The sequence below is a fragment of the Paenibacillus sp. LPE1-1-1.1 genome (assembly GCF_040676435.1).
Taxonomy (GTDB): domain Bacteria; phylum Bacillota; class Bacilli; order Paenibacillales; family Paenibacillaceae; genus Pristimantibacillus.
Window position 1 is genome coordinate 250,981 of record NZ_JBEGHY010000046.1, and the last position, 11,012, is coordinate 261,992.

The 11,012-nt window shown below is 49.2% G+C and carries 9 protein-coding genes and 5 tRNA genes; 3 read left to right on the forward strand and 11 right to left on the reverse strand.

Going from position 1 to position 11,012, the window contains the following annotated elements:
• Positions 1–36: 36 nt before the first annotated feature.
• A complete protein-coding gene (locus tag MRBLPE1_RS31880; protein WP_364154221.1) occupies positions 37–1,455 on the reverse strand; it encodes an RtcB family protein in 1,419 nt (472 codons plus the stop codon).
• A gap of 386 nt (positions 1,456–1,841) precedes the next feature.
• On the opposite strand from MRBLPE1_RS31880, the gene MRBLPE1_RS31885 reads away from it, so the two are divergent.
• Positions 1,842–2,303 carry an SRPBCC family protein gene (locus MRBLPE1_RS31885; RefSeq protein ID WP_364154224.1) on the forward strand — a complete coding sequence of 154 codons (462 nt, stop codon included), beginning with the start codon at positions 1,842–1,844 and terminating at the stop codon, positions 2,301–2,303.
• 69 nt (positions 2,304–2,372) lie between these two features.
• Here MRBLPE1_RS31885 and MRBLPE1_RS31890 read toward each other — a convergent pair whose 3' ends face one another.
• From MRBLPE1_RS31890 to MRBLPE1_RS31905, 4 genes are all read right to left on the reverse strand, one after another.
• A complete protein-coding gene (locus tag MRBLPE1_RS31890; RefSeq protein WP_364154227.1) occupies positions 2,373–3,857 on the reverse strand; it encodes a nicotinate phosphoribosyltransferase in 1,485 nt (494 codons plus the stop codon).
• 1 nt (position 3,858) lies between these two features.
• Positions 3,859–4,668, reverse strand: a complete 810-nt coding sequence (locus tag MRBLPE1_RS31895) for a ribose-phosphate pyrophosphokinase (protein ID WP_364154229.1) — start codon at positions 4,666–4,668, stop codon at positions 3,859–3,861.
• A gap of 28 nt (positions 4,669–4,696) precedes the next feature.
• Positions 4,697–5,461, reverse strand: coding sequence for an NUDIX domain-containing protein (locus tag MRBLPE1_RS31900; protein ID WP_364154232.1), 765 nt, complete (start codon positions 5,459–5,461; stop codon positions 4,697–4,699).
• Positions 5,462–5,564: 103 nt separating this feature from the next.
• Entirely contained in the window at positions 5,565–6,560 is a 996-nt protein-coding gene (locus MRBLPE1_RS31905; protein WP_364154235.1) for a Gfo/Idh/MocA family protein, read from the reverse strand.
• A gap of 196 nt (positions 6,561–6,756) precedes the next feature.
• Between MRBLPE1_RS31905 and MRBLPE1_RS31910 the strand changes: the two genes are divergently transcribed.
• Together MRBLPE1_RS31910 and MRBLPE1_RS31915 are read left to right on the forward strand one after the other, a co-directional pair.
• A complete protein-coding gene (locus MRBLPE1_RS31910; RefSeq protein WP_364154238.1) occupies positions 6,757–7,152 on the forward strand; it encodes a GntR family transcriptional regulator in 396 nt (131 codons plus the stop codon).
• Between the two features lie 10 nt (positions 7,153–7,162).
• Positions 7,163–8,551, forward strand: a complete 1,389-nt coding sequence (locus MRBLPE1_RS31915) for a DUF5808 domain-containing protein (protein WP_364154241.1) — start codon at positions 7,163–7,165, stop codon at positions 8,549–8,551.
• A 54-nt stretch (positions 8,552–8,605) separates the two neighbouring features.
• Here MRBLPE1_RS31915 and MRBLPE1_RS31920 read toward each other — a convergent pair whose 3' ends face one another.
• From MRBLPE1_RS31920 to MRBLPE1_RS31945, 6 genes are all read right to left on the reverse strand, one after another.
• A complete protein-coding gene (locus MRBLPE1_RS31920; RefSeq protein WP_364154244.1) occupies positions 8,606–9,205 on the reverse strand; it encodes an AAA family ATPase in 600 nt (199 codons plus the stop codon).
• A 721-nt stretch (positions 9,206–9,926) separates the two neighbouring features.
• Positions 9,927–10,001: transfer RNA gene (locus MRBLPE1_RS31925), tRNA-Gly, on the reverse strand.
• 376 nt (positions 10,002–10,377) lie between these two features.
• A tRNA-Leu gene (locus tag MRBLPE1_RS31930) sits at positions 10,378–10,457 on the reverse strand.
• A gap of 32 nt (positions 10,458–10,489) precedes the next feature.
• Positions 10,490–10,564, reverse strand: a tRNA-Gln gene (locus tag MRBLPE1_RS31935).
• 30 nt (positions 10,565–10,594) lie between these two features.
• Positions 10,595–10,671: transfer RNA gene (locus tag MRBLPE1_RS31940), tRNA-Asp, on the reverse strand.
• 40 nt (positions 10,672–10,711) lie between these two features.
• Positions 10,712–10,788, reverse strand: a tRNA-Met gene (locus tag MRBLPE1_RS31945).
• Between the last annotated feature and the right edge of the window lie 224 nt (positions 10,789–11,012).

Here is an 11,012-nt window from a genome sequence, read left to right on the forward strand (position 1 = left end):
TTACCATTCTCCCCGGACCCCCTTTGTTCCTTTATTTTAAGTTCCTTTAACTGCAGCCAGCGGCTTGCATTTGGCAACAACCTGCGCAAGTCCTGCTCCAACGACGCTTTCAATGATTTGATCGACATCCTTGTAGGCCATTGGCGATTCATCGACCAGAGACTCCATCGAGCGCTGGTTCACGACGATTTCATCATCCGTTCCTACGCGCATCGCCGCCGCAGCCTCTTCTACCGAAACCAGCTGCTTCGTCGCATTCCGCGAACGGATTCTTCCCGCTCCGTGACAGATCGAATAATGATTTGCTTTCCCTTCAGGGCTGCCGACCATAATATACGACGCGGTTCCCATCGAGCCGGGAATAAGCGCCGGATGGCCCGTGCTAAGGTAAGGCTCCGGGTTATCCGGATGCCCTGCCGGAAGCGCCCTTGTCGCCCCTTTGCGGTGAACGAAATAGGAATGCCCATCCTGCTTCTCCTCCCATGCATAGTTATGCACAAGATCATACAGCGTGCGCAGCTCGAACTTCGGACCGAATAGGTCCTTACCGGCTTCCCGGACGGCATAGGCAATCAAGTGGCGGTTCACGACTGCGTAATTTAGCGCAGAGTACATCAAATTCACGTAGTTCTGGCCGAGCGGATGCGAGAGCGGCGCATACAGCAGCATCGGATCAGCCGTTCCGAGGCCCTCCTGCCGCATCATTTTTGCAATATCGGTGCCGCAATATTGGCTGACCGCCCCGCCCCAAGCACGGGAGCCGGAATGAATCATAATCACGACCTGGCCGTCGTATAAGCCCCAAGCCTCTGCAATTTCCCGGTTTTCTTCGGCAATCTCGATCGCTTGTATTTCCACGAAATGATTGCCGCCTCCCAGCGTGCCAAGCTGCCGATGCGCGCGATGCCAAACCATCTCCGGAAACTTATCCAGCACCTCGTCGTCAAAATAAAACTGGCTGCTCTCCACATGCGTGAGCGAGGTCGCTTTGCGCGGCGTATAAGCATCCGGAATATATTTTTTCGGCAGGCCGTGGAGCCCCTTCTTCACAACATTCTCCAGACGAATGTCAGAGAAATGGCCTCTCGCATGCTCTTCGACAGGCAGGTATTTCTCGATCGCCCGAACGAACTTCCGCCGCAGCTTAACCTCCTTCAGGTCATCCTTATGGAGGCTCGTAAGCTGTACGCGCATCCCGCAGCCAATATCGCTGCCAACGATCGATGGGGATACAAAGCCGTCAGCGGCATTCCACACCGCTGTGGTGCCAATGCAGGTTCCTACGCCCACATGCACATCCGGCGTATAGCTCATATAGACCTGCTTCGGAATTTGCAAATTGTTGTTCGCCATTTCAAACACTTTATAGTCCAAGGACGCGAATAGCTCCGGTCCTGCATACACATGTACCTGCCCTGCCGGCAGCTGTACTTTTTGGTAAAAATTCTCTTTCATAAACGGTAATCTCCTCATGATCAAATGAACACAAAAAAGCCATGGACCTCAAGATGTCCATGGCTTTGATTGCGCCTATATTCCCTAACCCTTGCAGCGCATACGGCATGCTAACGATTAGAAAACAGTCATAGGCCCCGCAGAGGCCGATGAAATGGACTTGCTATATAAAGCTGCGTATAATTCTAAATTTTGTTCGTGCATTGTCATCGGCCTCCCTTCATTTGATTTACATCATAATAATCCCAATAACCAACATCTGTCAACCACTTTATAAAAATCCCAACTTCAGCAGCCGCCTGCGCCGTGCCGTGCGGCCCATCCTATTTGCAATGAAAAGTATGCTATGATTTAAGGAAACCTGTACGATATAAGGAGAAGTGATCATGGCAGCTCTCACGAATGAACCGATTGCAAAAGCGGAAATGCTGATTAGAAAACCGGTTGAAGAGGTTTTTCAGGCTTTTATCGATCCCGCGATCACATCGAAATTCTGGTTTACCAAAGGCAGCGGAGTACTGGAACCCGGAAAAACGGTCCACTGGGAATGGGAAATGTACGGCGCTGCCGCGGACATCGCTGTCAAAGCGATCGAGGAAAACAAGCGCATACTCATCGACCTCGGCTACACGGTTGAGTGGATCTTCACTTCCCGGGCAGACAATGAAACCTTCGTCACGATTACTAGTTCGGGGTTTGCCGGAGATGCGGTTCAAAAGGCCGAGCAGGCCGTTGATGCGATGGGCGGCTTCACGATGGTGCTCTGCGGATTAAAAGCGCTTCTCGAGCATGGCATCCTCTTGAATCTCGTATACGATAAGGCACCGGACGCCCACGTTAAACGTTAAGAAAATAAAACAGCGGCAGCCAGCGACTAGTATATAGTCGCTGCTGTCGCTGTTTTCTCCGATTGTATATTATAAATGAGCCAATAAGTTCGCGCGTACTTCAGCCAGCTTCAAATCCCGCACCAGCTTCCCATCCTCAAACACAACCTCCAGCAGATCCTCCGCTTTGCGCGCCTCATACTCCGCAACGCTTAGATTGTCGGTATAGCCAAGTTTTCCGTCCTGCTCGGTAACAAGAACCAGGCCCGTTTGCGACTTTTTCACGCCGTTGTCGGTTTTGGGATCCTTAAAGATTTTGCGCTCCTCGCCTTCCACGATGGTAAAAGTCGATTTCAAAGCAAAGCCAAACGTATCGCGCGTGTTGTACTGGTAGGTAAACGAACCGATGCCGAATACCATATTCGTCGAAGCAAAACCTTTGGCAGCCAGCTTCTCGCAAATTTCGCTGCAGCGCGAAATCGTAATCGCGTCGCCATAAATCGCTCCAATGTGGCTGTCGAGCTGCTTGTAGCCCTTTTCGGTGACCGTGCCTCCGAAAATATCCCAGAGGATTTCGATAACGCCCATGCGCTCGAATTCGCTCTCCCCGTCCGGGTCTCCGCATATGATTTTGACCGGATCTCCGCTGTCCGGACGAATAACCACCTTGCCGTCCCTGCTCATAATATCTTCTTTTAAGCCGCGGATAACCACATCCAGCACGCTCCATAAATCCCACGTATCCGATACGATCGAGACGAAGCCGCTAGGATATACCTCTTTGATCAAATAACGGTACGATGCCATCTCGTCACGGCCGTGCGCGCACATCACGCTGTGCTCCGTTGCCGGGATCGACGTACCGACCAATTCCGTCTCGATATTGGCGTTATAATAATTTTCCAAATAGAAAATGGCTGGTATCGTGTCGGTTCCCGTAAACGAAAGCAGATGCCCCGCGCTGCTGCCAAGCGCCGATTCAAGCGCGCCCATGCCTCGCATCGAGAAATCATGGCCTTGGAACGGAACTCCCGCACTGTCTCCATTGGTTTTAAGCGCGTAGGCCTCTAGTATTTTGCGGTATTCGAATGCAAGCGTCGCGCTCGTAGCCGGCATCCACAGCTGGCACGACATCAACGTCTCCAAATAGTTCGTCAGCCAGAAAAACTCCGGTTTCGTATTCTCGATGGTCAGCATCGGTACTCTTACGGGCACTAATGCGCCTTCCTTTATCGCTTTGATCCGAATCGGCAGGTAACCAAGCGTATGCAGCTCCTCGATATGCGAAGCATCGGGCTCCGCCTCGCCAAGCGCATGCCGGATAAGCCTTTTGTATTCGGCGGCAACCTCATCTTTTGTTCTGGCAAAGAAATGCTCGTTAAAATAAGCAATCAAATATTGTTTAATAAACGATTGGAAGCCGAATGCCACAATCTCGTTTATGCCTTCCAATCGGCTGGTACGCGCAGTCCAGGTCGAGTATACGAGCTCGGTGCCTTTCGGATATTGGTTTTTGTGGCTCACCTTGTAAAAATCACATAGCAGCGTTGCGGGATAAACGAAGGTTTGAGTCATTTTAAAGGCCTCCCATTTCATATACGTGAATTTTTTCATGCCCGGCTTGACTGAGGATGGTGTCGGTCGTATAGACTTTATCGATAAGATCGGATTCTAATATTTTCCCTTTATAAATCGAATTCTCGCAATGCCCGACCAGCAAATAGATTTGCGAAGCGCCGATCTCCCTCAGCTTCTCCGCGCTAAGCATAAACGTTCCGCCATAAGAGCAAAGATCATCTACGATGATTGCTTTGAAGCCCGTACGCTCTACGTTTCCAACCACCTCAAGGCTCTTGATTTGCCCCGTCTGGAAGTCTCGCGCCTTAAAGCCTACCAATTGCTTATATCCCTGCACCTTGCTGTACCGCTTCTGCGCCCCTGCATCCGGAAAGAACAGATAATCCTGCTCCGCCTGGAAACCTACCTCTGCCGCAACCCGCTCAAGCAGCTGAATCGTCGGATATTTCCCGATGCTGCGGTCGATCAGCGCAAGCGACACATCCGAATGCGGCTCAATAATCGTAACGGACTCAAAGTTCAGGCTGTTAATGAAGGCGGCCGTATATTTTAACGTAAAAGCGGACGTTCCCTCTACCCGGTCCATTCGGCTGTAAGGCAAATAATATACGGTTAACGTACATTTGACTCTCCGGTCATCGAGATAGCTCTTAACGAACATGAGCTTCACGAGATCTCCGTCATTCTCGTACTTCCATGCGATAGTGTTGAAATCCGCCATATGCGTAAGAATCTCGTCTCCGTTAATGAGCGTCTCCCCGTTGGGAAACTGCTTTAAGCCAAGCTCTACACCATTAAACTTCAGCATGCCGTCACTCTCCTCGTGAGCTAAGCCTTCAGCTGTAGATAGACAACTGGGGCTCTTCCTTCGTAAAACGGTACAATTGCGCCGCCCGCTGCGAGTACTGCTTGGATTGCTTCGGCAATCCGTGCTCGTCTGTTGCTTCCTCGATAATCGTGCTGCGGCTTTTCGTTGACGTAAGCTTGCGAATAAAGTTCGGCTCCTCGAAATCCGGAACAACCGTCTGAATCACCTGATACAGCTCGCTTAGCGTAAAGTCCTCCGGCAAAAATTCTTTAGCGATCGTCGTGGTAAGCATCTTCTTGCGAACGCCTTGCAGCGCATCGCTCAATATTTGCTTATGGTCGAAGGCAAGGTCCATCCGCAAAGCTTCCTCGACCGTGAACAACCGCACATCCGAGGCATCAACCGCCGCTGCCCTATGCGCTAATGCCCGTTCATTAACGAGCGCCAGAAAAGCATGCGAGATAATCCAGCCTCGCGGGTCACGCCCAGGTGCGCTGTACACGTTAAAATATTCAATGTGAACGTTATCGACCGCAGTCTCTTCCTGCAGCTCGCGTGCCGCGCATTCGTATACGGTCTCGTTCTCCTTGGTAAAGCCTCCCGGCAGCGCCCATTTCCCTTCGTAGGGCCATATGTTCCGCTGAACCAGCATCACGCGCAGCTCGCGGGTGGGCAATGCCTTCTTCGTTGACGGCTTTTCCGTCGAAACGATTGTAAAGATGACGATATCTGCCGGCGCGCCATCCGGCGTGCGGTAATGGCTTGCGGAATAATTGGATTCATTTTCGACCATGGTTGCCGCTCTCCTGATCAAGGTTATTGTTTCGATTTGATATTATCATAATGACATTATTAATAAGCGTTGTCAATGCCTTTTTCCAAGAATAGGCCGCTCATCATTTGGATTCTATTTTATCCGCGGGATATACAAGGCCGATCTGCTTTCTTGCCTCGTCCATAACCTCCAGCGTGATCAACGAATTCTCATATGTATTGACGGATGATTCGGTTTGGCCGGCTTTAATCAGCTCCATAAATTCCTTAGCCTCATAGTACATGGACTTAGGGTTTGTCGGCTTGGAAATATCCTCGGTTGTTCCGTTGCGATATTGGATTTCCACCTTTCCTGCCTCGCTGATTTTATCAATCACAATGCTTCCGCTCTCCCCTTGAATCTCGGATGGCAGCGAGGAATGGGTGATCTTCGAATACATGATGACAGCATCCATGCTGGCATATTGCAGCACGATGCTGCCCTCGCCGTCCACGCCCGATTCCAGCATCACGCCGGTAGCTTTAACAACATCCGGCTTGCCGAACAAGGCTACAAGCGGGTACAAGCAATAAATGCCAAGATCCATCAGCGCCCCATTCGAGAACACCGGGTTAAAAGCATTAAGGACGGTTCCGGCTTTGTAAGCATCGTATCTGGAGGAATATTGGCAGTAGCTTGCAAAATAGCGCCGCACCTCTCCCAGCTTATCCAGGTTCTCCTGCACTGCCTTGAAACCGGGAAGAAACGTCGACTTCAGCGCCTCCATCAGCAGTACGCCATTTTCTTTGGCCGCCGCAATCATCTGGCGCATTTCATGCGCGTTCGAAGCGATCGGCTTCTCGCAGAGCACATGAACGCCGTGATTCATGCAAGTAATCGCGTGCCCCATATGGAAGGAGTTAGGGCTTGCGATATAAACGGCGTCGATTTGGCCGCTGGCCGCCATTTCTGCCACGTCCGTAAACGATGCTGCGATCTGATGCTTCGCCGCGAAAGCAGCTGCCGTTTCCTCCGAACGGGAATAAACAGCCGTTAGAGCGAAATCCTCTATTTCACGCGCTGCGTCGATAAAAGCTTCCGTAATCCAGTTCGTTCCGATAACGCCGAATTTAATCATTGTATTCTCTCCTTGAACTATTTTATTGGTTAAAGATTTAATCTCATAAATGGTTAGGATATAAAATCCGCTTCTGCTTATTATAGCCATCCGAGGGACAGCCTGTCCAAAGGCTGGCGCCTCTATTTTTGACTTGCCGGTTCTTTTGTATTAGTATTTGCAATACAAATAATACTTTGTTGCAAGGGGTGATCCGATGATTTTGAAGCTTGATTTCAACTCTGACATACCGATCTACGTACAACTCCGCAACCAAATTGTCATCGGAATTGGCGTAGGCGGGCTCGATTATGGCGAAAGGCTGCCTACGGTCAGGCAGCTCGCAGATGATCTGGGCGTCAATGCGATGACGGTAAACAAAGCTTATGCCATTTTGAAAACCGAAGGTTACATATCCATGGACAGGCGGCGCGGCGCAAAGGTTTGTACCGTATGGAACAAGCAGGCCGGCTTCAACAGCAAGCTCGAACGCGAATTAGAGCTTGTCATTTCGGAGGCCTGCCTTAAGGGAGTCGGACAAGAGGAGTTTATGCAAATTTGCTCGAATATCTTTACTTCTGCAGCCAGCAAAAATCATCCCCTAATAGAATAGGAGACTTTTTATGAACAATTTTTATTTCGTTATTCCAGCCGTAATTGCTTATATCAGTATTCTTGTCCTGTTTCTAAAGCAAGCCGTGCCAAGCAATCAAATTTTATTCGGCGTCACGCTTCCTTCGCATGCCTTGGAGGATGAAGCGATGAAGAAGCTTCAAGCCGAATATAAAAAATCATATACCATCTACGGATCCGCCATGCTGCTATCCCTCGCGCCGTTTTTCTTTCTCGGCCATTATTTCTCATTATCGCTAACTTATATGATCATTTGGTTTGCCGCATTTCTTTACACGTCAAAGCTCCCCTTCAACAGCATCCATTATAAAGCCGCCGCGCTAAAACGGGAAAACGAATGGTTCGTTGGCGAGAAACGAATGATTCGAATCGATACCAAGGTCACGCAGCTAAAAAAAGCGATGATCGTATCGCCATACTGGTTTCTGATTCCCGCTTTGCTATCCATCGTCCCCATTCTTGTATCCTTTCAGAACAAAGATACTCTCCTAAAAATGACCGGGATCGCTTCGCTTGCGATGACCGTCGTCCTATACGTCATTTACGCTGCCTTCGGCAATATGAAAACGAAGGTTTACAGCGATAATCACGATATCAATGCCGCTATTAACCGTGCAGCACGGCGCTACTGGTCGATGCTTTGGCTAATTCTCGCTATTTTCGAGAGTATTAACGCTTATGTCGCTTATCTAATTTTGACAACAGGAAGCAGCTCACTTAGCTTTACGCAGTGGATGATCGGCATTGTGATGGTGTCGTTAGTGCCGCTGGGCAGCATCTTCTTTGTTCATAATAAGGTTCGTGCTTTAGAGGAGAGTCTGGCTGAAACTGACGGGGAGGCTGTTCCTAGCGATGATGACGGCTACTGGATTAATGGCTCCACTTATTACAACCCGGATGATAAATCCGTAATGGTACCTAAACGCGTGGGCATCGGTACGACCCTGAATATGGCCACGCGTGGCGGCAAATGGATTCAATACGGCGGAATGGCGTTGGCGCTTCTTATCATCCTTCCGCTTGCCGCATTTGCCGTGCAGTCTGATCATACATCGCCTGCTCTGACCATTGCGGACAACGGCATCGTATCGATTGACTATCCGTTGTATGATTACAGCTTTAATCTGAGCGAAATAAAAGGAATTACGCTGGAGGAGGAGCTGCCGAGCGGCTTCAGGACGAACGGCACGGCGACGGCGGAATATGCCCGGGGCAATTTCTCCTTAGAGAAGCTGGGAGCCGCCAAACTGTATGTATTCAAAAATTCGCCGCCGTACATTTTCATCCAATTAGAAGATAAAACCGTCGTATTCAATGACAAAGACGCAGCGAAGACGGAAGCGCTCTTTAACGAGCTCAAGGCGCACATAACGCCATAGAGCTAAAAGAACGCCATAGCCACTGCGAATTAGGGGAACTCCTAGCACTGCAAGCTAAGAGGAGCTGGCGCCATATACGAAATGCTCAAGCGTTTCCAGCGATTGCTCGTTTAGGTTTTGGGAGTTGTCAAAATAAAGCACAGATGCCGCTGGAATGCGCCACTTCAGCTCTCGCTTCGCAAGCGATGATTGGCTGAACTCGCTCCAGTTGTCCAGCTTGTGCTGATCGAGAATCAATCCCCTGTGCTTGATCCGCTCGTAGTGGAGCTGCTCGTCCCGGAGATAAACGAATACGACCTTTACCTCAACATCCGATAAGGAGGCCCCTATTGATGAGAGCTCATGCTCGATCCAATCCGGGGTCTCCGTTTCTTTTGTAAACGGCCCAATCACAAAGATATCTCCGCCATTCGCAATATTCTCAAGCGCCGCATCCATCGTAATTCGGTAACCCAAATCACGGCATAACGCTTTGTAGCTGCTGGAATCCCGGTCGGTTGGATCCAGTCCAGCCTGCGTCATGAGCGCCTCCGCTGCCGGCCGCAGCACCGTATCCATGTCGATTACGGCAACGCCCCGTTTCCTCGCTAAAGCCTTCGCAAGCGTAGTCTTGCCCGCACCTGCCCCGCCTACAAAAAACACAAGTTTACGCATGAACCCTCCTCCTTCAACGCTTATCTTCATTCTTAATTTGTACAATACGGTTATCCCTCTTCTATTCCCGATACCGCCAACTCTCGGCTGCTCCTTCATCTTATCCCGATACGCCGACTCTCGACTGCTCTTTTATCCTATCCCGGTATCACCAACACTCGTCTCGCCTTCATTTTATCCCGTAACCGCCTACACCAGGCTGCTCATTCATTCTATCCCGGTACCGCCAACTCTCGGCTCGCCTTCATCCTATTCCTACATCGCCAACCCTCGGCTGCTCCTTCATCCTCTCCCGATACCGCCAACTCTCGGCTCGCCTTCATTCTATCCCGTAACTGCTGTCTTTCTCCACTCTTAGGAGAAAATAGCTACTAATTTCCGCCTTGCTAGGATCTTAGAATTTAGATGGAATTTCTCCCGCTAATGTACTGTAATTCTAGATAATGAACCAATTAACAGGAAAAACTCCTTCTAATTCCCCCCTTTTCCCTGCTTCCGAGTGAAACCCTTATAATTAACGGGAGAAATTCCATCTATTTTAAATCATAGATACTTTTCAAGATAATTAGATGGATATATTCATTTTATAATATGACGAAGCATAAACCTTCTGCTGCTAGGGCCTTATTCTAGAGGTATTCTGAGCTAGATACTACATTCATCCCTCAAAATACATAACAAAAAAACACCTCGCAGCGCAAGGTGTTTGGGATAGTTAGAATGGAGCGGAAGACGGGAATCGAACCCGCGACCCTCGCCTTGGCAAGGCGATGCTCTACCGCTGAGCCACTTCCGCATATAATTTTATCGAACGAATCTTTGTCCTATCATTTCGGCGACAAGAAATATAATAACATTTTGACGAATAACATACAAGTGTTTTCTGAAAAAAATATTTCACCTTGTAACAAACGCGGCGATAATTCTTATATTAACCCCACTGAGCTTGTTCATATCGAAATTCGCCCGCACTTATCCCCCTATGCGTTTTACAGCGATTATACTTTTCCAGTTCTTCATAACTCTTTAATAACGCATGAGCATATGATAAATTAACTGCATCTCATGAGGGACAAAATCAAAAAACTCCTTCTAGAAATAAAACCAAACCCATAACCCATCCTCAAAAATAAAAAAAAGCCCCGCTAAGCAAGGGCTCTTTTTTCGTATGATGCGCGTAGAGGGACTTGAACCCCCACGGTCGCCCGCTAGATCCTAAGTCTAGTGCGTCTGCCAATTCCGCCATACGCGCGCAATTATAAAATTCCAGCCGTTTAAAGAAAATGGCTGGGGATTCAGGGATCGAACCTGAGAATGACGGAGTCAAAGTCCGTTGCCTTACCGCTTGGCTAATCCCCAACATCTATATTTCGTGCACTTTTGTTAAAATGGCGGAGCTGACGGGATTCGAACCCGCGGTCTCCTGCGTGACAGGCAGGCATGTTGGGCCACTACACCACAGCTCCATATGTATGCTCGGATAAATCCGAAGGTAAAACCAAGGTTTGGTTGCGGGGGCAGGATTTGAACCTGCGGCCTTCGGGTTATGAGCCCGACGAGCTACCGGGCTGCTCCACCCCGCGTCAATTGTTGCTTATAATCAGAACAAACGCCACTTAGTCGGACGTTAACTAATGTAAACATTAGCAGATTGCGCCCTGAAAACTGGATACGAAAGTTTAGGTTTGCTGAAACCTTTTTAGCTGCTGTCTGCCGGATGTATGGGTCCGGGGCAAACTTAAGCGTATGCTTACGATGTAAGTTTGCTTCTCAAACTTTGTAGGATAAGCCCTCGACCGATTAGTAT

Excerpts from the sequence above, each read along its gene's own strand:
- MRBLPE1_RS31880 (WP_364154221.1), bottom strand. The coding sequence starts at position 1,455 with ATGAAAGAGAATTTTTACCAAAAAGTACAGCTGCCGGCAGGGCAGGTA.
- MRBLPE1_RS31885 (WP_364154224.1), top strand. The coding sequence starts at position 1,842 with ATGGCAGCTCTCACGAATGAACCGATTGCAAAAGCGGAAATGCTGATT.
- MRBLPE1_RS31890 (WP_364154227.1), bottom strand. The coding sequence starts at position 3,857 with ATGACTCAAACCTTCGTTTATCCCGCAACGCTGCTATGTGATTTTTAC.
- MRBLPE1_RS31895 (WP_364154229.1), bottom strand. The coding sequence starts at position 4,668 with ATGCTGAAGTTTAATGGTGTAGAGCTTGGCTTAAAGCAGTTTCCCAAC.
- MRBLPE1_RS31900 (WP_364154232.1), bottom strand. The coding sequence starts at position 5,461 with ATGGTCGAAAATGAATCCAATTATTCCGCAAGCCATTACCGCACGCCG.
- MRBLPE1_RS31905 (WP_364154235.1), bottom strand. The coding sequence starts at position 6,560 with ATGATTAAATTCGGCGTTATCGGAACGAACTGGATTACGGAAGCTTTT.
- MRBLPE1_RS31910 (WP_364154238.1), top strand. The coding sequence starts at position 6,757 with ATGATTTTGAAGCTTGATTTCAACTCTGACATACCGATCTACGTACAA.
- MRBLPE1_RS31915 (WP_364154241.1), top strand. The coding sequence starts at position 7,163 with ATGAACAATTTTTATTTCGTTATTCCAGCCGTAATTGCTTATATCAGT.
- MRBLPE1_RS31920 (WP_364154244.1), bottom strand. The coding sequence starts at position 9,205 with ATGCGTAAACTTGTGTTTTTTGTAGGCGGGGCAGGTGCGGGCAAGACT.